Below are 22091 nucleotides of genomic sequence, written 5' to 3'. Positions count from 1 at the left end.
GAGAGCCTCTCTCTTAGATACCAACATCAAAGAACATCCCTATGTCTAAGTCATCCATATCCGGTATGTTGTGGCTGTTTTCCAGTAAGCTATTTCCGCCGATCATTAACTTCGCTGTATTTACTTATACGGCAAGAATACTGGCTCCAGAAGACTTTGGTTTAGTCGCCCTTGCACTATCCATCATCTATATTATTTCAAGTTTTCTGCCCTCAGGCTGGCAAAGCGCGATTGTTAAATACCACGAGTTTGGCAAGCGCGAATTTAGTACCATTTTAGCGTTTCTTAGTTTATCGGGATTCGCTTTTGCACTGATCGCTTGCTTTGTTATTTCCTTAAACCTTTTTAGCTTTCAGTCTCAGGTATTTAATCTCGCTTTCTATTTAATGGCGATAAAAATGCCCTTTGATGCGGCAGGTCATACCCTCACGTTTATATTAGTTCGTGAGCAAAAATACAAAGCCTTGGGCTACCGCACTATTTTAGGTGCGATGGTTTCAGCTTTGACTATCCTCAGTTTGCTTTACTTTGATTTTAATATCTGGGCACTGGTGTTATCACAAACTATTATTTCGATTTTCAACTTGGTTGCTGTCTACATTCCGACTCGTAAAATGTTGGGCTGGTCATTCCGCTGGAGCTTAATTAAAGAAACGTGGGAATTTGGTTTATATAACACCCTAATCACAACCGTTGAGAGCATTTCTACCCACTTTGAATCTTTTGTGATTGGTAGCAACATAGGTAAATACGATTTAGGCTTTTTCAATATTGCCAAACGCTTATCGAATATCATCAACGATATCTTAACTGGCACGTCTTATGACATGTCATTGCCGTATTTATCCAACAGCCAAAACGATCAACAAAGTTTACAACGGGCGATCCGCCAAGCTTTATTCATTACAGGGGCGATCACCTCTCCACTGTTCGTATATGGCTTTATCTATTCTGAGACGATCTTCAATTTCTTGTTCTCAGAAAAGTGGATCACCTCGGCAGGTTATTTTCAGTTTTTCTGTATTGCATTTTTGTTTATCTCTTACAGCATGATCAACAAAACTGCGATCATCGTAACGAACCGATCTCGCTTGTGGTTTAGAGTACAAATGATCATTGCGGCTATTTATCTGCCGACATTGTACTTTGCCTCAACCATTGATATTCATGCAGTACTGTGGAGCTTCTTAGGTGTTAATGCACTGTATTTCTTCACCTCGACCTACTTGGTGACCAGTGAAATTAACACCTCGTTTTACCGCTATTTAAAAAGTTTATGGCCTATTTACACCGCATTAGGTATTACTGCATTCGCTGCGATGAATCTGCCTTTAATGCCGTTTACTCACGAGTTTTTCAATTTGTGCTTTAGCGCCATTCTCTTTTTAAGCTGTTATATCGTGTTGTTGCTCCTATTCTCACGACACTTTTTATCGATTGATTTATCCAATAAAAAAATCACCTTCCGCTAGTGATTTCTGCTTTTTAACTAAGACTTAAAGGTTATATTTTGAGCTGTTTAATTATCATTCCTTGTTTAAACGAAGCTGATCATATTGGTGATCTTTTAACTCATTTTTCTCCATCATTAACAGACAACAGTAAACTGGTTGTGGTTGATGGTGGCAGCCATGACGGCACGCAAGAAATCGTGGAGCGTTGGTCTGAAAAAGATGATCACATTGTATTGCTTCACAACCCAGATAAGATCCAAAGTGCTGCTATGAACTTAGCGGTGGATCAATTTGGTGACGATTATGAATACTTCATTCGTATTGATGCTCATGGTCAGTACCCAGATGATTTCATTGCGTCTTTACTCAGTGAAGCAGAAAAACACCAAGCGGATTCTGTTGTCGTCAGTATGTACACCGAAGGTCACACGCCTTTTCAAGTATCAGCGGCTATCGCGCAAAACTCCAAATTAGGTAACGGTGGCTCACCACACCGCAATGCACAAAATGATGGTAAGTGGGTTGAGCATGGTCATCATGCACTAATGAAAGTATCGGCATACCGCGCGGTAGGAGGCTATGATGAAACCTTCATCGCCAACGAAGATGCAGAATTAGATAAGCGTTTAACCGATGCGGGTTACAAAATTTGGCTAACGGGTCAAACGGACATGACTTACTTCCCTCGTAAAACGCCAGAATCGCTATTTAAGCAATACTACAACTATGGCAAAGGTCGTGCCGCTAACTGTATAAAGCACCACACGATCCCGAAACTGCGCCAGTTGATCCCATTATCAGTGGTACCTGTATTACTCATGGCGTTATTGCTTAGTGAGTGGCATTTTATTTTTGCTCTACCCGCTCTATTGTGGATCGCCGCCTGTTTACTCGTCGGCGCGACGGGTAAGTCAGATCAGTTCCCACTCAGTGCTAAGCTTTCAGGGATCCCAGCCATGATCATGCACTTTGGTTGGTCACTCGGTTTTTGTGCAGCCTTGCTCTTCCCAGCCTTCAGAAGGAAGCCTGTTCATGATTGATCCTAATGTAATTACGATCGGTTTATGTACATATCATCGCCAAGAAGTTACCGACACGCTCGATAGCTTGGCGAAGGTCGCGATCCCCGACGGTAAACAAATACAGATCGTGATCGCTGATAACTCGGTGGACGCTAATTCAAAAGCCTTAATCGAAAACTACGCCAAGCAGTCGCCATTAGCGATTCATTATCTCCATGCGCCAGCCTCTAATATCTCAATTGCGCGTAATGCTTGTTTGGAGTGGGCACTCAATCATAGTCAATATTTGATCTTCCTTGATGACGATGAATTTGTGGTAGAGAACTGGCTAAGCGCCCATCTTGATACCGCACAACGCGAACAAGCAGATGTGGTGATAGGCCCAGTACGCAGTATTTACCCAGAGCAAGCACCTGAATGGGTGAAAGCGCTCGATTTACAATCAGTAAAAGAGCCAATCATCGCACCAAGTGGCAAGATTGAAACCGCCAACTCCGGTAATACCTTAATCAACCTTGATTTTATTCGACAGCACCCACTGCGCTTTGATTTGGAATACGGTTGCTCTGGCGGTGAAGATTCGATTTTCTTTCGTCAGTTAACGATGAAAGGTGGCACCATTGCCTTTTCTCAGCAGGCAGAAGCCTCTGAGCATGTACCACTAGCACGCACCGAGTATGACTGGCTGTATCAACGTCGTTTTCGTTGTGGGCAAACCCACGGCAAGATGTTACTACTCGATAACGCGAGTACCTTCAATCGCTTAAAACAGACATTCCTCGCTGGCGCTAAAGCAGGATTTAGTTATGTCTATGCGTTGCGCTTTATAAATCAAGAAACCAGCCAAAAGTATTTTTGGAAGTTGCGCGTTGCCCTACACCTCGGCGTGGTAAGTGGTTTATTAGGCAAACAGCACCTCACTCAATACGGTGACACTCACTGATCTTGTTCGTTTTTATTCGTGGCTAAATTATGAAAAGAGTACTGCTCACAACCTTAACTACGGGCTCACGTATGGCGACATTCTGCCAGTGTATTGAGAGCCTACAGCAGCAAAATATCAATGATACATTTAGCATTGATATTTTGGTTGTTGAAAACAATAAAACTCACAATCAAGCGGTAGTTGAGGCGATTGCTCGGTATCAGCACACCCCTTTTACTATCCATCATCAATTGGAAACTACAGCAGGTATCCCTTTCGCACGTAATAACGGGTTACGCTTCGGTCAACAGCAAGGCTTTGATTATTTGGCTTTTGTTGATGATGACGCAATTGCCGATCCAAACTGGATCCAAACGTTATTTGTCGCCTTACAAAATAATCAGGTTCAAGTGACTACAGGGCCACAATTTCCAATTTATCCTGATGACACAGCAACATTATATACCGCAGCCAAGGTTTACCATGAACGTAAACTGGCAGATGGTGCTGCGCTTTCTTGGGCGGCAACCAATAACGTTTTGCTTGATTTACACTTCTTTGCGCAAAACCAATTAGCGTTTAATAACCAGCTGATTTTCGGTGGTGAAGATAAGGCATTGTTCCAACAAGTTGGTCGTCATGACGGCAAGATATTATGGGTACAAAATGCGATCATTAGTGAGTTTATTAGCCCAGAGCGTCTTAATGTGAAATGGGCGCTCAAGCGTCGTTTCCGTATTGGTGCCACCGAGTTTCAAATTGAATCTTGCATTAACTCTCCTGCAAAAAGCTATGCTCGCTGCCTATTCAAAGGCTCCGCTTACTTAGCAAAAGGCGCACTGATGTTACTGCCGGATGCATTACTGCCAAGCCGTAGCATCCTCAATTCCTTAGGCGATCTTACCCATGGCTGTGGGTTCTTTTACGGCTTATTTGCCAACGTTAAAAGCTACACTTGATCTGACTTATTACGAGATTCTATAGATGGCAAATCCAATTCAAGTTTCCGTTGTCATGGCGGCATGGAACTCTGCTCAATTTATTACTCAAGCCATTGATTCTGTTTTGCAGCAAACCGACGTTGAGCTTGAAGTGTTAGTGGTCGATGACGCATCAACCGACAATACCGCGGAAGTTGTCAGCAAACATCCCGACCCTCGGGTAAAAGTGCTCACTAGTGAACAAAATGGTGGGCCGGGTGCAGCGCGAAATATTGGTTTTCAAGCGGCACAAGGTGAATGGATTGCAGTGGTCGATTCTGATGACGCGATGCAACCAGAGCGCCTTTCTGTCATGCTAAAAATGGCAGCGAATGATACCGACATCATTATTGATAACTTCTGTGAACAAACCGCAGATGGTGTACAAACAACACCGATTTATAACCGTGCTGAATTACCTGTTGGCGACTTCAGCCTTGCCCACCTCATTGCAACCAATTTAATGTTCAGTGATGTACATTCAACAGGTTATGTGAAGCCACTGTTTCGCAATGCGTTTATCAAACAACATCAAGTGCGATATTGGCCAGAAGTGAAGATTGGCGAAGACTATTATTTCTTGGCTAATTGCCTCGCTTTTGGTGCAAAAGCGCAAGTTGTCGATTACTGCGGCTATATTTATACCATTCGCGAAGGGTCTATCTCACGTGTCATTAATATCGAACATATCGATACCTTGCTGAAATATGACACCCAATTAGTTAATAGCTTTAACTTTGATGCCAGTGCGGTAAACGCTCAGCAATATCGCACTAAAAATATGAACACAGCGCGTAAATATTTAGAGATCGTTGCCAAGTTAAAGCACAAAGATCTTTCGGCATTTATCGACATGATTAAATATCCACACTCAGCATTATTATTATCGCTACCCGTAAAAAAGCGTCTCAATAGAGCACTTAACAAATAGGTTTGTCATGAAAAAAACACTTCTTGCTAGCACATTACTTTTATTTTCTGGCTATAGCTTTGCCGCGCAACACGACACTTCATCTCACGTTGTTGATAAACAACACAAACGTTTAATATGGGCGGATGAGTTCAATTCAGGTACACGTCCGAACCCTAAAGATTGGACATACGAAACAAAGTTTATTCGTAATCAAGAAGATCAGTACTACACCACCAGCAGTAAAAACTCGCGTATTGAAAATGGAAACTTGGTGATTGAAGCGCTGAAAGAAACCGTACCAAATGCAGATTACAATCCCAACGGCACTCAGTGGTATCAACAACGTAAAGACGCCTATTACACCTCAGCCAGTTTAACCACCGCGGGAAAACATTCTTGGGTACATAAACGCGTTGAAGTACGCGCAAAACTACCGCAAGGGCGTGGCACATGGCCTGCTATTTGGCTACTCGGCGACAACATTAAAACCGTTGGCTGGCCTGCATGTGGTGAAATCGACATCATGGAGTATGTTGGCTACAACCCACACTTTGCATACTCTACGACCCATAAATCGGATCGTAACCAGACTTTAGGTAACTCCATACCAGGCGTGATCCAAGATGACAAATTAGAAGATGGTTTCCACACTTACGCAACAGAATGGGATAGTAATGAAGTTCGCTTCTACTACGATGGTAAGCTCTATCATACCCAGCAGCGTAACGGTGAAGCCTGGCCATTTGATAAGCCAATGTACCTGATTTTAAACCTCGCTATCGGTGGTGGCTGGGGGGGACAGAAAGGAATAGATAACTCTATTTTTCCACAGGAATTTTTAATCGATTATGTTCGTGTCTACGATCTGAAGTAACAAACTTTAAAGTCGCAAATAATGAAGTCTTTCGCATTTAAAAAGAAAGGTGCTCTATTTGCTGATATATGCATTAAGTCTTTAATAATATAGCAGTATAAAACGTAATAACTTTATATACATACTAGGATGTACGATGATAAAAAAATGTCTCTTTCCTGCCGCAGGCTACGGTACGCGCTTTTTACCCGCAACCAAATCAATGCCAAAAGAAATGATGCCCGTAGTTAACAAACCCTTGATTGAATATGGCGTAGATGAAGCAATCCAAGCAGGCATGAACCGCATTTGTATTGTGACAGGTCGTGGTAAAAACACCTTGATGGATCACTTTGATAAGAATTACGAGCTTGAGCATCAAATCAGTGGTACTAACAAAGAAGAGCTATTGGTTGATATTCGCGACATTATTGATTCAGCGTACTTCACTTACATTCGTCAGCGTGAAATGAAAGGCTTAGGCCATGCGATCCTAACAGGACGTGAGCTTGTAGGTAACGAACCCTTTGCTGTGATACTTGCCGATGACCTTTGTGTAACCGATGAAGAACAACAAGGCGTGCTGGCGCAAATGGCTGAGCTTTATAAGCAATTTCGCTGCTCCATTGTCGCGGTTGAAGAAGTACCAGAAGAAGAGACACACAAGTACGGCGTGATTTCAGGTCAAATGCTACGTGACGATCTATTCCGTGTTGATAACATGGTAGAAAAACCAGAGCCCGGCACTGCGCCAAGTAACTTAGCAATTATTGGTCGCTACATCCTTACTCCTGACATCTTTGACATTATTGAACAAACAGAGCCCGGTAAAGGTGGCGAAATCCAAATTACCGATGCCCTAATGCAACAAGCACAAACAGGCTGTGTATTAGCATATAAATTTAAAGGTAAACGTTTTGACTGTGGTAGTGTTGAAGGCTATATCGATGCAACTAACTATTGTTTTGAGCATGTTTACAAAAAAGGTAAACATAAAGAGCTAGCCCAACAGAAAACTGGCAAGAAATAAACACACAATCCCGCTTAACCGCGGGATTTTTTTATCCATTTCACTGTGTTTTTACTCAGTATTTTTTGCTCATTATGATCCGCTGTGAAATACTAGTCGTTAAATAAAATAAAAGAATCATCACTGATATGGATAACATCGAAGTCAGGGGTGCTCGCACCCATAACCTTAAAAATATTAATCTAACGATCCCCCGCGATAAGCTCATCGTTATCACAGGGTTATCAGGTTCGGGGAAATCCTCTCTGGCTTTTGATACCTTGTATGCAGAAGGTCAACGTCGTTATGTTGAATCTCTTTCTGCCTACGCACGTCAGTTTTTATCCCTGATGGAAAAGCCTGATGTCGATCATATTGAAGGGCTTTCGCCTGCCATTTCCATCGAGCAGAAATCCACCTCGCACAACCCACGCTCAACCGTTGGTACGATTACCGAAATTTACGACTATCTACGTTTATTGTACGCCCGTGTCGGTGAGCCTCGCTGTCCAACCCATGACATTACGCTTGCTGCGCAAACTGTGAGTCAGATGGTCGACCAAGTCTTAGCCATGCCAGAAGGCAGTAAGCTAATGCTACTGGCACCTATCATTAAAGAGCGTAAAGGTGAGCACGTAAAAACGCTGGCGAACTTAGCTGCACAAGGTTATATCCGCGCCCGTATTGATGGTGAAGTTTGCGATCTTTCCGATCCACCAACATTAGAGCTACATAAAAAACATACCATTGAAGTGGTCGTTGATCGCTTCAAAGTTCGTGACGATCTACAGATCCGCTTAGCCGAATCTTTTGAAACCGCTTTAGAGCTATCAGGCGGTAATGTAGTGATAGCACCGATGTCCGGTGAAGAAGGTGAAGAGCAGGTATTTTCTGCCAATTTTGCCTGTCCACACTGTGGTTATAGTATGCAAGAGCTTGAACCACGCCTGTTCTCGTTTAACAATCCAGCCGGTGCCTGTGGTACTTGTGATGGGCTTGGTGTTCAGCAGTACTTCGATCCCGAACGGGTGATTCAAAATGGCGAATTAAGTTTATCTGGCGGCGCTATACGCGGCTGGGATAAACGTAATTTTTACTATTTCCAAATGCTTAAATCACTTTCTGAGCATTATAAGTTTGACGTTGAAGCACCCTTTGATTCGCTATCGAAGAAAATCAAAGAAGTCATTTTAAACGGTTCTGGCAATACAGAGATCGAGTTTAAATACATCAACGATCGTGGTGATATTACCGTAAGACGCCATCCATTTGAGGGGATCCTCAATAATATGGAACGTCGTTACCGTGAAACCGAATCTAACTCAGTAAGAGAAGAGCTCGCAAAGTTTGTTTCGACTAAGCCTTGTTCAAGCTGTCATGGTTCGCGCCTACGCCAAGAAGCACGCCACGTGTTTATTGGTGAAACCAACTTGCCACAAATCTGTGAAATGAGCATTAGCGGCGCACACCAATTCTTCGATGAGCTAGCTTTAACAGGGCAACGGGCGCAAATTGCAGAAAAGATCTTAAAAGAAATCAACGAGCGTTTAAGTTTCTTAATCAATGTTGGCTTAAACTACCTGAGCCTATCTCGTAGTGCAGATACTTTATCTGGCGGTGAAGCACAACGTATTCGTCTTGCCAGCCAAATTGGTGCAGGGCTTGTGGGCGTGATGTACGTTTTAGATGAGCCTTCCATTGGTCTCCACCAGCGTGATAACGAACGACTACTCAAAACCTTAATTCATCTTCGTGATTTAGGAAATACCGTGATTGTGGTTGAGCACGATGAAGATGCCATTCGTGCTGCAGATTATGTGATTGATATTGGCCCTGGTGCGGGTGTTCACGGTGGTAATATCATTGCGCAAGGTGGCGTTAAAGATATCTTAAAATCAAAAGAATCATTAACAGGACAATACCTCAGCGGTAAAAAAGCAATTGAAATTCCTGCAGAGCGAACACCGTTTGATCCCGAAAAAACCGTCAAACTACTGGGCGCTACCGGTAACAACCTAAAAGATGTCAATGTTGAAATCCCTGTTGGTTTATTTACCTGTATTACCGGTGTTTCTGGCTCAGGAAAATCAACACTTATTAACGATACCTTCTTTGAAATTGCTCATCACAAATTAAATGGTGCAACAACTGGCACACCTGCGCCGTATCGTGAGATCCAAGATCTAGAACATTTCGATAAGGTTATCGACATTAACCAAAGCCCGATTGGTCGTACTCCGCGTTCAAATCCTGCCACTTATACCGGTATTTTCACCCCTATTCGTGAGCTTTTTTCAGGCACTCAAGAAGCCCGTTCCCGTGGTTATAAACCAGGGCGTTTTAGTTTTAACGTTCGTGGTGGTCGCTGTGAAGCCTGCCAAGGTGATGGTGTTATTAAAGTTGAAATGCATTTTCTTCCCGATGTTTATGTCCCTTGTGATGCCTGTAAAGGAAAACGTTATAACCGTGAAACCTTAGAGATCCGCTACAAAGGTAAAACCATTGATGAAGTGTTAGAGCTTACGGTTGAAGATGCACGAGAATTCTTTGATCCGGTTCCCGCTATTGCAAGAAAGTTACAAACCTTAATGGATGTTGGTTTATCGTATATTCGTTTAGGTCAAGCGGCGACAACCTTATCAGGCGGTGAAGCACAACGTGTAAAACTCGCAAAAGAGTTATCGAAACGCGATACCGGAAAGACACTTTATATTCTGGATGAACCAACAACCGGATTACACTTCCACGATATTCAGCAGCTATTAACAGTACTGCATAAATTGCGTGATAAAGGTAATACCATTGTGGTGATCGAACATAACTTAGACGTAATAAAAACCGCAGATTGGATCATCGATCTTGGTCCTGAAGGCGGTAGCGGTGGTGGTGAGATCATTGCAACAGGAACACCTGAAGATGTAGCGAAAGTGAAAGGCTCACATACAGCAAGGTTCCTTAAACCGCTGCTAGGTTAGAATATGAAAACACGCTAGTATATGATAACAGGCTGATTTTATTCAGCCTGTTTGCTTATTCATACTCAGGAACAACCATGACAGTGTTACAACTCGAAGGTACCAGATTAGAAAAGAAACGGATTTCTAAACCATTGGTACGCTATTTCCTTGCAACAATCGGTGTTATTTTTATTGTTGCTATGCACTACTTCCAACATAATCCCGGCGGTTCAGGGCTTGAGCTCTCGTTTAACGCTGCAGTTTGGATCCCTTTTAGTTTTGCTATCTCCTTCGGCTTACTGGAAATTTGTCGCCAACAAATCTGGCGTTATTCACGCCTAACACTATTATTGTTTACTTGTTGTGTACTGCTGACTCTCCCCATTTTTTATTCCAATGCTGATGCAGGAGCGGCGTTTAATCGCTTGTTTACCTTGTGGGCTGGATTTCTGTTTTTTGTCAGCTTGCAGCAATTCGTTTTTACCCACCAGCAACGCCAACGTTTGTTATGGTTTATTTTAATTGGGGTACTCATTGAAGCCGTATTTGCGTGGTATCAATACCTTTGGATCCCAGCAAAGAACCCTATCGGCTATGACACTATCGCTAACCGCCCTTATGGTATTTTTCAACAACCAAATGTGATGGCGAGTTTTCTTGCAACAGGGCTTGTGATTGGTACGTATCTATTAGCACGTATTCCGCTATATCGCGGTAAATGGTCATGGCAACATGTCACTTTGCTGATAACACCTATACTAACGATTCCAATATTAGTGGTATTGAACTCTCGTACAGGCTGGCTAGGCGCAATTATCGGTATAGTACTAATGCTGCCGTATTTACGTCGCTTTGCCGCAAAACAAGCTCAACGTTTATGGTTGTTAATGATTACATTAGGGCTTTGTTTAGCATGGAATATTTCATCTACAGAGAATTGGTCACCAAAAGAAAACAGCACCAGTCTAGAAAGTTTAAGAGCAATCCACTTCCCACAAGCCTATGATATGTTTACTACTAAACCACTCACTGGTTATGGCTATGGAAAGTTTGAAGCAGCTTACATCACACAAACAGCGTTATGGCACAATGAAGATCCAGCACAACATGCAGGTGTTCCTAGCTTAGATCACCCACATAACGAGTTACTTTTCTGGGCAGACGAAGGCGGTATAGTCCCACTTATCGGCTTATTGCTTGCTGCATTTGCGGTAATGGTAAAAATAAGAAAAGCGCCTAATGGTACCCAGTTAGCCTTAATAGGATTGTTTTTCCCTATCGTTCTGCATACCCAACTTGAGTATCCTTTCTACCATTCATTAGTCCATTGGCTGATCTTTATCATACTGATATTTTGGGTAGATAACCTCACCACCAAATATCATCGCCAATCATTAAGCTACGTACTAGGGCTGAAAGTTTTCGCACTTATTGTACCAATTTTTATCTCTAGCTTTATGATAACGACCCTGTATTCAGGTTGGCAGTTAACTAAATTTGAAACCACTCGACCAGTCAATATTGAATACTTACTAAAGGTGAATAATCCATGGTCGTGGAAAAACCGTTTTGATTGGGATTTGCAGTTAACCCAGTTACAACTCGGAATTAGCAGTAATAAGCCAGCATTAATTGAAGACTATATTCAATGGGCAACCGAGAAAGCGAAAACATGGCCGCGACCGGCACTGTATCAAAACCTGATCCTCGCTTACGATGCCCTCGGCAATAAAGAGCAAGCATCACAAATCAGAGATGAAGCGCTGTTCTTATTCCCATCTTTAAATTTTGAGCAGCAAAACAGCGAAGCAAAGGCAACGTCTGCTGCTAAATAACTATAAAAAATGGCTACCCAATTGGTAGCCATTTTTATTTACTCATCAATAAATTACTTCAATGTGGTTTCTAGCACTTTTAAGCACAGCGCAACATTTTCACTTCTCGCACCATAGCCCATCAAACCGATACGCCACGCTTTACCTGCCAACGCACCTAAACCTGCTCCGATTTCCAAGTTGTAACGTTGCAGCAACTCATTACGTACCTCAGCATCATCAACGCCTTCAGGGATATAAACCGCATTGAGTTGGGGCAAACGTGACATTTCTTCTACCACAAATTGGATCCCAAGCTTTTCAAGCCCTGCTTTAAGCTCTTCATGGACATTTCGATGGCGCTGCCATGCATTTTCTAACCCTTCGTTTTGCAATAATACCAAGGCTTCATGCAACGCATATAAACTGTTTACAGGTGCAGTATGGTGATAGCTACGCTTACCTTCACCACTCCAATAACCTAGCACCAAACTTTGATCTAAAAACCAGCTTTGTACTTTGGTTTTACGTCGTTGGATCTTATCAATCGCCTTTTGAGAAAACGTTAATGGCGATAACCCCGGCGTGCAGGACAAACACTTTTGGCTACCTGAATAAACCGCATCTAATTGCCACTCGTCCACCAGCAAAGGAACACCACCAAGTGATGTCACCGCATCAACAATCGTTAAGCAATCATGTTTACGGGCAATTTCCGCCAATGTTTTCGCATCACTCAATGCGCCGGTTGAGGTTTCGGCATGTACAAAAGCAACAATTTTAATTTCAGGATCGTTTTGTAACGCTTGATCCACTAAATAAGGATCAACCGCCGCCCCCCATTCGTTATCCACAACGATAGCAACACCACCACAACGCTCGACATTTTCCCGCATCCGTTCCCCGAAAACGCCATTACGGCAAACTAGTACTTTATCCCCAGCTTCAACGAGATTAACAAAGCAGGCTTCCATTCCTGCACTACCTGGCGCTGAAACAGCGATGGTAAAGGCATTTTGGGTTTGAAAGGCATATTGCAACAATTGTTTTAATTCATCCATCATGCCGATAAATAATGGATCAAGGTGCCCTACCGTAGGACGACTAAGCGCTTGTAATACTTGCGGATAAATATCTGATGGTCCCGGCCCCATGAGGGTTCGATGCGGTGGGATAAAGCTGGTAATTGTCATTCTTTTGCTCCGTAAAGTCATTGTCCCTGTCGATATTTTTATGTGGAACGCGTTGCTATCTATTTTAGAGTATTAGAGCCCCTTCATTGGTGCAAGCGACCTATACCGATCCCATGACACACATTGACGAAATATCATATGTAAATAAATTGTCATATTCCATTTGACAACAGGGTGATGAATCTTATTCAATAAGATGATATTTTATTCAAGCACTTATTATTCAAACAGTACGACTTTAAACGGAAGAGGAGCGTTACCTAGGTATCATAATGACAGGACCCCATCCAATCGCCATTATGAGAGGGAGAGTAACGCCGAGGTATAACTGATTAGGGGATGAGTTATATCGGCTATGAAGGTTGAATCCTTCTAGCTGTCACCAAGGTCAATGATTGACATTGGTGGGGAGCTTCTGGGTGAGTGACTATTCACCTCTTATGCTCTCCTGACAGGATGTCGGGAATACTCCCGAAAAAATAGCCTACCTTGTGATGTGTTTACTATTTAGGGAGAAATTAATTATGGACAAGGCTGCAACACATTCAGATTCACTCACTGTCGCAAAATTTGGCGGTACCAGTGTTGCTGATTACACCGCAATGAGCCGAAGTGCTGCCATTGTTATTGCTAATCCAGACACTAAAATTGTGTTAATCAGCGCCTGCTCTGGTGTCACGAATATTCTGGTAGAACTTGCTAATGGCGTGAGCGATTCAACGACCCGCCAACAGCGCATTCAGACACTGACCCAAACCCACCAAGATGTTCTTGATCAACTTCAGCACCCAGAAAATATTCAAGACGCTATTTTCGGCCTACTTGATAACATCGCAACCTTAGCTGAACATGCGGCATCAACAACCTCTGCACAATTGACCGATCAAATTGTTAGCCATGGCGAGCTGCTTTCAACCCATCTTTTTAGTCAAATATTAGTCGAGCTAAACGCCCCAGCTGTACGTGTAGATATTCGTTCCATCATGCGTACTGATGATCAATTTGGTAAAGCGATCCCACAGCCAGAAACAATTAAGCAATTAGCGACTGAGCAATTATTACCACTATTAGACAATAATATCGTGGTATCACAAGGCTTTATTGGATCAAACAGCCAAGGTGTTACGACAACACTTGGTCGTGGGGGGAGTGACTATAGTGCCGCTTTAATCGCAGAAGCCGTAAATGCTAGCACATTAGAGATTTGGACTGACGTACCGGGTTTATACACTACCGACCCACGTATTACATCGGCCGCTAAACCGATCAAAGAGATCAGTTTTAGCGAAGCATCTGAAATGGCAAACTTTGGTGCTAAAATTTTACACCCATCAACCCTAGTACCTGCTGTTCGTCAACAGATCCCAGTATTTGTAGGTTCATCAAAAGCACCAGAGCAAGGCGGTACTTGGATCAGACAATCCGTTGAAGAAGCGCCACTATTTAGAGCACTCGCATTACGTGCCAACCAAACCATGGTGACACTCACGAGCTTAAATATGTTCCATGCATATGGCTTTTTAGCAGAAGTCTTTCGTATCTTGGCTGAACATAAAATCTCAGTTGATCTCATCACAACCTCAGAGGTCAGCGTTTCACTGACCTTAGATCAAACTGATACGGGTGGCGGTGCGCCAACGCTTCCGCTTCAAGTCGTTGAAGAATTAAGCCAATTATGTGTGGTTGACGTCGAGCAAGGGCTATCACTGGTTGCACTTATCGGTAACCAAATGAGTGATACGAAAGGCTCAGCCAAAGATATCTTTGGCGCGCTAGAAGATCATAACCTTCGTATGATTTGCTACGGCGCTAGCCCACATAATTTATGTTTCTTAATTAATGAAGATGAAGCTAAAGACGTGGTTCGCACACTGCACGCATCTTTATTGGAATAAGCTCTTTCTAACTAACCCAAATAAAGTTCCGATAAACAAAAAGGCGCATTGAGCGCCTTTTTTATTCACTATCGATTAAGCATTAAAGATTTGGGCCTAACCATTTCTCAGCTTCGATCAAATCCCAACCTTTTCGATCGGCATAACTTTCTAACTGATCTTGCTGGATCTGAGCAACCGCAAAGTAACGAGAATCAGGATGTGAGAAATACCATCCCGAAACTGCAGCACCAGGCCACATTGCGTAACTTTCCGTTAGTGCCATGCCAGTATTTTTCTCAGCATCAAGTAACTGCCAAATAGCACCTTTTTCGGTATGCTCAGGACATGCGGCGTAACCAGGTGCAGGACGAATACCTTGATACTTTTCTCGGATCAAATCGTCATTATTCAGATTTTCATCAGCTGCATAACCCCAAATATCTTTACGTACCATTTCATGCATACATTCAGCAAAGGCTTCCGCTAATCGATCCGCAACAGCCTGTACCATAATGGCATTGTAATCATCACCTTTTGCTTTAAATTGCTCAGCAATGTCATATTCACCAATCCCACCTGTTACCGCAAAAGCGCCAATCCAATCAGCCTTGCCGCTCTCTTTAGGCGCAATATAGTCAGATAAACAATAGTTAGGACCTTTCGGCTTTTTGGTTTGCTGACGTAAACCATGCAGCACAGTTAAAACATCAGTTCGGCTATCGTCTGTGTACACTTCAATATCATCACCGACATTATTGGCAGGGAATAAACCACACACACCGTTAGCTTTAATCATGCCTGTTTTCTCGATCTCATCTAAGATTTTATTAGCATCATTAAACAACTTAGTCGCTTCTTCACCCACAACTTCATGACGAAGAATCGTTGGGTATTTACCACTTAATGACCACGTCATGAAAAATGGCGTCCAATCGATATACTTACGAATTTCAGCTACAGGAAAATCAGTGAAGGTGTGAACACCGGCTTTTTTCGGTACTGGCGGCGTATAATTTTGCCAATCAATATTAACCGCATTAGCACGTGCTTCTTCTAACGAAATAGGTGCGGTACGTGGTTTCTTACGCGCATGTTGCTCACGTACCACATCGTACTCTTGGTTTAAACGCTCAACAAACGCTGGCTTTTGTTCATCAGACAATAACGCAGAACAAACACCTACTGCGCGTGATGCATTAGATACATACACTACTGGCTGATTGTAGTTTTGCTCAATCTTAACCGCCGTGTGGGCTTTAGAAGTTGTTGCACCACCGATAAGCAAAGGGATATCAAATCCTTGTCGCTCCATTTCTTTGGCAACATGGACCATTTCATCAAGCGATGGCGTGATCAAACCCGACAAGCCAATAATATCGACGTTTTCTTCTTTGGCGACTTTTAGAATTTTATCGCATGACACCATCACCCCAAGATCGATGATCTCGTAGTTATTACATTGCAGTACCACACCAACTATATTCTTACCAATGTCGTGAACATCGCCTTTAACGGTTGCTAGAAGAATTTTACCGTTGGTTTGTCCAGCTTGTTTTTCTGCATCAATATACGGTTCTAAATAGGCAACCGCTTGTTTCATTACTCGAGCCGATTTTACGACTTGCGGTAAGAACATCTTACCTTCACCAAATAGATCACCAACAACGTTCATCCCAGCCATTAATGGGCCTTCGATCACTTCGAGTGGTTTACTGGCTTTCTGACGAGATTCTTCAGTATCTTCAACAATAAATTCGGTTATACCTTTAACTAGCGCATGCTCTAAACGCTTTTCAACTGGCCATCCACGCCATTCTGCAGCGCTGCGATCTTCTTCAACATTACCGCTATCTCTGTATTTAGCGGCAATGTCTAATAAGCGCTCTGTACTATCATCACGGCGATTAAGCACAACGTCTTCAACCGCATCGCGTAATTCATCAGGCAAATCATCATAAATAGCAAGTTGGCCTGCGTTGACAATTCCCATGTCCATACCGTTTTTAAAGCAGTAATACAGGAAAACAGCGTGAATGGCCTCACGTACCGCATTGTTACCACGGAAAGAGAACGAAACATTCGACACCCCGCCTGATACCATGGCATACGGCAGTGTACGTTTGATATCCCCTACCGCTTCAATAAAATCAACGGCGTAATTGTTGTGCTCTTCAATACCGGTCGCAACAGCAAAAATATTAGGATCAAAAATAATATCTTCAGGTGGAAAGCCGACTTCATCAACCAACACACGATAAGCATTAGTACAAATTTCAATTTTACGTTCGCGAGTATCCGCCTGACCAACTTCATCAAATGCCATCACGATAATCGCAGCACCATAACGACGAAGTAATTTCGCTTGAGTGATAAAGTTATCTTTACCTTCCTTCATCGAGATAGAGTTAACAACAGGCTTTCCTTGTACACATTTAAGCCCTGCTTCTAACACTTCCCATTTAGAAGAATCGACCATAATAGGCACTTTCGATATTTCAGGCTCTGTAGCACAAAGGTTTAAAAAGCGTACCATTGCAGCCTTCGCATCAAGCATCCCCTCATCCATATTAATATCGATGATTTGAGCCCCAGCCTCCACTTGCTGACGAGCAACCTCTAATGCTTCATCATAAAGCTCTTCTTTGATTAAGCGCTTAAATCGAGCAGAGCCTGTCACATTGGTACGTTCACCAACGTTAATAAATAAGGTATCAGCATCAATCGTTAACGGCTCTAACCCTGATAAACGGCAAGCAATTGGAATATCAGGTAATTGGCGAGGTTTAAGATTTTGAGTCGCTTCATACATATGGCGGATATGTTCTGGCGTAGTACCACAACAGCCCCCCACCATATTGAGAAAACCACTTTTCGCCCACTCGCGGATATGTTCCGCCATTTCTTCAGCTTCAAGATCATATTCGCCAAAGGCATTGGGTAAACCTGCATTTGGGTGAGCTGAAACAGCACATTCTGAAATACGCGATAACTCTTCAACATACTGACGTAATTCATCAGGCCCAAGCGCACAGTTCAAACCAAAGGAAATTGGTTTAACATGACGTAATGAGTTATAAAACGCTTCCGTTGTTTGTCCAGAAAGAGTACGTCCCGAGGCATCTGTTATGGTGCCTGAAATCATCACTGGTAGTTCAAAACCCAACTCTTCAAAAACCCCTGAAACGGCAAAAGCACAAGCTTTAGCATTCAAGGTATCAAAGATAGTTTCAAGCAAGATAATATCGGCGCCACCTCGAATTAAGGCATGTGTCGATTCAGAATAGGCTTCAACTAGTTCATCAAAGGTAACATTACGATAGCCAGGATCGTTAACATCAGGAGAGATAGAGCAAGTACGGTTTGTCGGTCCTAAAACACCGGCAACAAAACGTGGTTTTTCTGGTGTTTTAGCGGTCCATTCATCGGCAGCAAGACGAGCGAGACGCGCTGCTTCATAGTTAATTTCCGCGCTCAACGATTCCATGTCGTAATCCGCCATCGCAATCGTTGTAGCATTAAAAGTGTTGGTTTCTAGAATATCCGCCCCAGCTTCTAAATACGCGAGGTGAATATCTTTAATCAGCTGGGGTTGGGTTAATACTAAAAGATCATTATTCCCTTTTAGATCAGAATGCCAATCAGCAAATCGTTGACCTCGATAATCATCTTCTTCCAATTTATAACCTTGGATCATGGTGCCCATGCCACCATCAATGATCAGGATTTGCTCTTCCAACCGCTTATGCAGTAATTCCTTGCTGTTTAACACGTCACTACATCCTTATAATCCATTACAGCTTTGTAACATCCTACCACACTTCAATTGGGGATAAAGAAAGCTAAATATAATTTACACAACAAAAGCTTTTCAAAATAAAACAAATTATCAGTAGCCATTAATTACTGATGGTTTTACTATTTCGTCACAAGTTTTCTAACAACCCACCAATCTAGAGGTTACGCATGTCGGTCTATAGCACACTCTGCTTTCTGGCTGCAGCAGCAATGCTTATTGCTTTTGTAAACAGTAAAATAGGTAAGATGCAAACAACCATTGCCATCACTGCAGGATCATTAATCCTGTCACTATTGATCATCATTGCGGGACACAACGGTTGGTTCCATCTTGAAGATGTTGCCGCGACTCAAATCAGCAAAATAAACTTTGAAGATTTCCTATTAAAAGGCATTTTAGGATTCTTATTATTTGCTGGCGGCTTAGGTATCAAGTTACCCCATCTTGAAGATCAAAAGTGGGAAATTACCGTATTAGCACTGGGCGCCACTTTATTCTCCACCTTTTTTATTGGCTTCAGTTTATGGGGTATCTGCCAGTTAATCGGAATTCAACTAGATCTGATTTACTGTTTACTCTTTGGTGCATTGATTTCCCCTACCGATCCTATTGCTGTATTGGCCATCGTTAAGAAAATGAATGCGCCTCGCCGTATTTCGACTCAAATCGAAGGCGAGTCTTTATTTAATGATGGGTTTGGCCTCGTTATCTTCGTCACCATGTTTACCATTGCTTTTGGTGATACCGCACCAACAGTGATGGGCGTAACCCAGCTATTCTTACAAGAAGCGATTGGTGGCATTGCTTACGGCTTTATTCTTGGTCTAGTTTTCCACTACCTCATTAGCTCAACCAATGATCACTCTATGGAATTACTGCTTACTATCGGTATTCCAACCGCAGGTTATGCTTTAGCAGAAGTTCTTCATGTTTCAGGCCCACTTGCTATGGTGGTATCTGGGATCATGATTGGTAACTGGACCCGTTATATTGGCTTTTCAAAAGAAAGTGAAGAGCACCTAGATCACTTCTGGGAATTGGTTGATGAATTCCTAAATGGGGTCTTATTCCTGTTAATTGGTATGACCATGCTTGATTTTAGCTTCCACCAAGAAGACTGGATCCTAATGATTATTGCCGTACCTTTAGTTCTTCTAAGCCGTTACATCAGTGTCAAACTGCCATATATGGGCTTCAATCGCTACCGCCAGTACAATCCAATGTCAGTCAAGATCCTCACTTGGGGTGGCTTACGCGGAGGTTTAGCACTAGCAATGGCAATGGCTATTCCTGCTGGAGTCATGGTAATTCCAGAGAAGGGGATCGATGTGCGAGAAATCATCCTCGTAATGACATATTCAGTGGTTGTATTCTCGATCCTTATCCAAGGTTCAACCATTACCCCATTAATTGAAAAAGCCAAGCTTTGGGAATTAAAAAATAAATAAGTAATTATTCCACTAACAAAAAAGCCTGCACTTCAATGCAGGCTTTTTTATTATTCGTCTTTCGTAAAACTCGCTTCGGAGAAGTGCTCTAAATCGTAAGGCGTTTGCTGATATACACAATAGTTTAGCCAATTACTAAATAGTAAATGACCATGACTACGCCAACTCGCAATAGGTGCATTCGAAGGATCATTCTCAGGATAATAGTTCACAGGTACTGCTGGCTCCATCCCTTGTTCGCTATCTCGTACAAACTCATTATGCAATGTATCTACATCATATTCAGGATGCCCCGTTACGAATACATTACGTTTATCTTTTGTTGCTGCTAAATATACTCCAGCCTGCTCTGAAGTCGCTAATATATCAAGATCAGTATGCTTGGTTAAATAATCAGGAGAGAAGTCAGCATAGCGAGAATGGGGGGCAAAGAAAGTATCATCAAACCCTCGTAGTACCGGGTGATGACAATCATGAATTCGATGTTGATAAACACCTGATAATTTCTCTTTTCGTGTACGCTTCGGCAAGTCATAAAGCAGTTTTAGCCCAGCTTGAGCAGCCCAACAAACAAACATAGTTGATGTTACATGCTCTTTTGCCCAATTCATGATGATTTGAATTTCTTCCCAATAAAGCACATCTTCAAATTGAACTAAACCTAACGGCGCTCCCGTTACAATCAATCCATCAAAATTACGTTGCTTCACCATCTCAAACTGACGATAAAAAGTATCTAAGTGTTCTTGAGGAGTATTTTTTGTTGGACGATTATCGATTCGTAATAGCTCTACATCTACTTGAATTGGGCTATTGGATAATAAGCGTAAGAACTGTGTCTCTGTCTCAATTTTTTTTGGCATTAAATTTAATAATAATACCTTCAACGGACGGATCCCCTGGCTAGCAGCACGCTTCTCTGTCATCACAAAGATATTTTCACTGCGCAGAATATCAGTAGCAGGTAGGCGATCAGGTATTTTTATTGGCATCTTTGTTGACTCCTTTCGACACAAGATGTTTAGCCGTCTAAACTTCCATCAACGTTATAGAAAAAGAAAGGCAGACGCAAGTTTAGTGCAAAATAATAACATAATAGATAAATATAGAGATAAAGAGATATGGGAAATATGAGGGCTTATAAACGAGAAAACCCAGCCGAAGGCTGGGTTTTAAAATAAGATTTAGCGATGTCCTACTCTCACATGGGGAGGCCCCACACTACCATCGGCGCTACAACGTTTCACTTCTGAGTTCGGCATGGGATCAGGTGGGACCGCTGTGCTATGGTCGCTAAACAAATAAATGGTGCTAGTACCCAGATTTGAACTGGGGACCTCACCCTTACCAAGGGTGCGCTCTACCAACTGAGCCATACCAGCACACAAAGCTTGTATGAAAGCTGCTTATGCAACATTCTAAATTTGAAGCCTGGCGATGTCCTACTCTCACATGGGGAGACCCCACACTACCATCGGCGCTATTACGTTTCACTACTGAGTTCGGCATGGGATCAGGTGGGTCCATAACGCTATGGTCGCCAAGCAAATTCGGTTTATTTATTGTCGTCGACAATAAATAGCAATCTGGGAAAATCTAACTAGTGTTCTCTACACGTTCAAGTGTACTTGGAGTCCGCGTTTCTCTTGACGAGATAAAAACCCCTTGGGTGTTGTATGGTTAAGCCTCACGGGCAATTAGTATCGGTTAGCTCAATGCCTCACAGCACTTACACACCCGACCTATCAACGTTGTAGTCTTCAACAACCCTTTAGAGACCTTAAAGGTCTAGGGATGACTCATCTTGAGGCTCGCTTCCCGCTTAGATGCTTTCAGCGGTTATCGATTCC

At 42.6% G+C, this 22091-nt stretch carries 14 protein-coding genes, 1 tRNA gene, 3 rRNA genes and 1 riboswitch; of the genes, 11 read left to right on the top strand and 7 right to left on the bottom strand.

Annotated elements, in window-relative coordinates; translation table 11 throughout:
• The first annotated feature begins 41 nt into the window (after nucleotides 1-41).
• From C9J38_RS07120 to C9J38_RS07080, 9 genes are all read left to right on the top strand, one after another.
• Nucleotides 42-1472 (top strand): oligosaccharide flippase family protein, encoded by a 1431-nt coding sequence (locus C9J38_RS07120; protein WP_107206493.1) that lies wholly within the window; start codon nucleotides 42-44, stop codon nucleotides 1470-1472.
• A gap of 38 nt (nucleotides 1473-1510) precedes the next feature.
• Nucleotides 1511-2494, top strand: coding sequence for a glycosyltransferase family 2 protein (locus C9J38_RS07115; RefSeq protein WP_107206492.1), 984 nt, complete (start codon nucleotides 1511-1513; stop codon nucleotides 2492-2494).
• Nucleotides 2487-3419 carry a glycosyltransferase family 2 protein gene (locus C9J38_RS07110; RefSeq protein ID WP_107206491.1) on the top strand — a complete coding sequence of 311 codons (933 nt, stop codon included), beginning with the start codon at nucleotides 2487-2489 and terminating at the stop codon, nucleotides 3417-3419. The genes C9J38_RS07115 and C9J38_RS07110 overlap by 8 nt, the downstream gene beginning before the upstream one ends.
• Nucleotides 3420-3448: 29 nt before the next feature.
• Nucleotides 3449-4360 (top strand): glycosyltransferase, encoded by a 912-nt coding sequence (locus C9J38_RS07105; RefSeq protein ID WP_107206490.1) that lies wholly within the window; start codon nucleotides 3449-3451, stop codon nucleotides 4358-4360.
• A 25-nt stretch (nucleotides 4361-4385) separates the two neighbouring features.
• Complete coding sequence (locus C9J38_RS07100; RefSeq protein ID WP_107206489.1) at nucleotides 4386-5312, top strand: glycosyltransferase family 2 protein; 927 nt, start codon at nucleotides 4386-4388, stop codon at nucleotides 5310-5312.
• Nucleotides 5313-5319: 7 nt separating this feature from the next.
• Nucleotides 5320-6168 carry a glycoside hydrolase family 16 protein gene (locus C9J38_RS07095; protein ID WP_107206488.1) on the top strand — a complete coding sequence of 283 codons (849 nt, stop codon included), beginning with the start codon at nucleotides 5320-5322 and terminating at the stop codon, nucleotides 6166-6168.
• 136 nt (nucleotides 6169-6304) lie between these two features.
• A complete protein-coding gene (gene galU / locus C9J38_RS07090; protein WP_107206487.1) occupies nucleotides 6305-7177 on the top strand; it encodes a UTP--glucose-1-phosphate uridylyltransferase GalU in 873 nt (290 codons plus the stop codon).
• Nucleotides 7178-7305: 128 nt separating this feature from the next.
• Entirely contained in the window at nucleotides 7306-10131 is a 2826-nt protein-coding gene (uvrA, locus tag C9J38_RS07085) for an excinuclease ABC subunit UvrA (protein ID WP_105061062.1), read from the top strand.
• A 77-nt stretch (nucleotides 10132-10208) separates the two neighbouring features.
• Nucleotides 10209-11948 carry a PglL family O-oligosaccharyltransferase gene (locus tag C9J38_RS07080; RefSeq protein ID WP_107206486.1) on the top strand — a complete coding sequence of 580 codons (1740 nt, stop codon included), beginning with the start codon at nucleotides 10209-10211 and terminating at the stop codon, nucleotides 11946-11948.
• Between the two features lie 53 nt (nucleotides 11949-12001).
• On the opposite strand, the gene C9J38_RS07075 is transcribed toward C9J38_RS07080, so the two are convergent.
• Nucleotides 12002-13120: an alanine--glyoxylate aminotransferase family protein gene (locus tag C9J38_RS07075; RefSeq protein WP_107206485.1), complete on the bottom strand. Its 1119-nt coding sequence runs from the start codon at nucleotides 13118-13120 to the stop codon at nucleotides 12002-12004.
• A 238-nt stretch (nucleotides 13121-13358) separates the two neighbouring features.
• Nucleotides 13359-13543, top strand: a riboswitch (Lysine riboswitch).
• Between the two features lie 101 nt (nucleotides 13544-13644).
• Here C9J38_RS07075 and lysC point away from each other — a divergent pair.
• The gene (gene lysC, locus C9J38_RS07070) at nucleotides 13645-15015 is read left to right on the top strand and encodes a lysine-sensitive aspartokinase 3 (RefSeq protein ID WP_107206484.1); all 1371 of its coding nucleotides are present in this window, start codon (nucleotides 13645-13647) and stop codon (nucleotides 15013-15015) included.
• Nucleotides 15016-15097: 82 nt separating this feature from the next.
• Here lysC and metH read toward each other — a convergent pair whose 3' ends face one another.
• Nucleotides 15098-18766, bottom strand: coding sequence for a methionine synthase (gene metH / locus C9J38_RS07065; RefSeq protein WP_107206483.1), 3669 nt, complete (start codon nucleotides 18764-18766; stop codon nucleotides 15098-15100).
• A gap of 194 nt (nucleotides 18767-18960) precedes the next feature.
• Between metH and C9J38_RS07060 the strand changes: the two genes are divergently transcribed.
• Entirely contained in the window at nucleotides 18961-20241 is a 1281-nt protein-coding gene (locus tag C9J38_RS07060) for a sodium:proton antiporter (RefSeq protein ID WP_107206482.1), read from the top strand.
• A gap of 50 nt (nucleotides 20242-20291) precedes the next feature.
• Here the strand turns inward: C9J38_RS07060 and metA are convergent, their stop codons facing one another.
• From metA to C9J38_RS07035, 5 genes are all read right to left on the bottom strand, one after another.
• Nucleotides 20292-21233: a homoserine O-succinyltransferase gene (metA, locus tag C9J38_RS07055; protein ID WP_107206481.1), complete on the bottom strand. Its 942-nt coding sequence runs from the start codon at nucleotides 21231-21233 to the stop codon at nucleotides 20292-20294.
• A gap of 190 nt (nucleotides 21234-21423) precedes the next feature.
• A 5S ribosomal RNA gene (gene rrf / locus C9J38_RS07050) occupies nucleotides 21424-21539 on the bottom strand.
• 8 nt (nucleotides 21540-21547) lie between these two features.
• Nucleotides 21548-21623 (bottom strand) — tRNA-Thr (locus C9J38_RS07045).
• A 47-nt stretch (nucleotides 21624-21670) separates the two neighbouring features.
• Nucleotides 21671-21786, bottom strand: a 5S ribosomal RNA gene (rrf, locus tag C9J38_RS07040).
• Nucleotides 21787-21917: 131 nt separating this feature from the next.
• Nucleotides 21918-22091, bottom strand: a 23S ribosomal RNA gene (locus tag C9J38_RS07035); the annotation flags it as partial.

This window comes from Photobacterium sp. GB-210 (assembly GCF_003026075.1).
In the GTDB taxonomy this organism is placed as follows: domain Bacteria; phylum Pseudomonadota; class Gammaproteobacteria; order Enterobacterales; family Vibrionaceae; genus Photobacterium.
This window is presented reverse-complemented; position numbering and strand designations above follow the sequence as displayed.

Excerpts from the sequence above, each read along its gene's own strand:
- metA (WP_107206481.1), bottom strand. The coding sequence starts at position 21,233 with ATGCCAATAAAAATACCTGATCGCCTACCTGCTACTGATATTCTGCGC.
- C9J38_RS07120 (WP_107206493.1), top strand. The coding sequence starts at position 42 with ATGTCTAAGTCATCCATATCCGGTATGTTGTGGCTGTTTTCCAGTAAG.
- C9J38_RS07105 (WP_107206490.1), top strand. The coding sequence starts at position 3,449 with ATGAAAAGAGTACTGCTCACAACCTTAACTACGGGCTCACGTATGGCG.
- lysC (WP_107206484.1), top strand. The coding sequence starts at position 13,645 with ATGGACAAGGCTGCAACACATTCAGATTCACTCACTGTCGCAAAATTT.
- C9J38_RS07060 (WP_107206482.1), top strand. The coding sequence starts at position 18,961 with ATGTCGGTCTATAGCACACTCTGCTTTCTGGCTGCAGCAGCAATGCTT.
- C9J38_RS07095 (WP_107206488.1), top strand. The coding sequence starts at position 5,320 with ATGAAAAAAACACTTCTTGCTAGCACATTACTTTTATTTTCTGGCTAT.
- C9J38_RS07080 (WP_107206486.1), top strand. The coding sequence starts at position 10,209 with ATGACAGTGTTACAACTCGAAGGTACCAGATTAGAAAAGAAACGGATT.
- C9J38_RS07100 (WP_107206489.1), top strand. The coding sequence starts at position 4,386 with ATGGCAAATCCAATTCAAGTTTCCGTTGTCATGGCGGCATGGAACTCT.
- galU (WP_107206487.1), top strand. The coding sequence starts at position 6,305 with ATGATAAAAAAATGTCTCTTTCCTGCCGCAGGCTACGGTACGCGCTTT.
- C9J38_RS07075 (WP_107206485.1), bottom strand. The coding sequence starts at position 13,120 with ATGACAATTACCAGCTTTATCCCACCGCATCGAACCCTCATGGGGCCG.
- C9J38_RS07110 (WP_107206491.1), top strand. The coding sequence starts at position 2,487 with ATGATTGATCCTAATGTAATTACGATCGGTTTATGTACATATCATCGC.
- uvrA (WP_105061062.1), top strand. The coding sequence starts at position 7,306 with ATGGATAACATCGAAGTCAGGGGTGCTCGCACCCATAACCTTAAAAAT.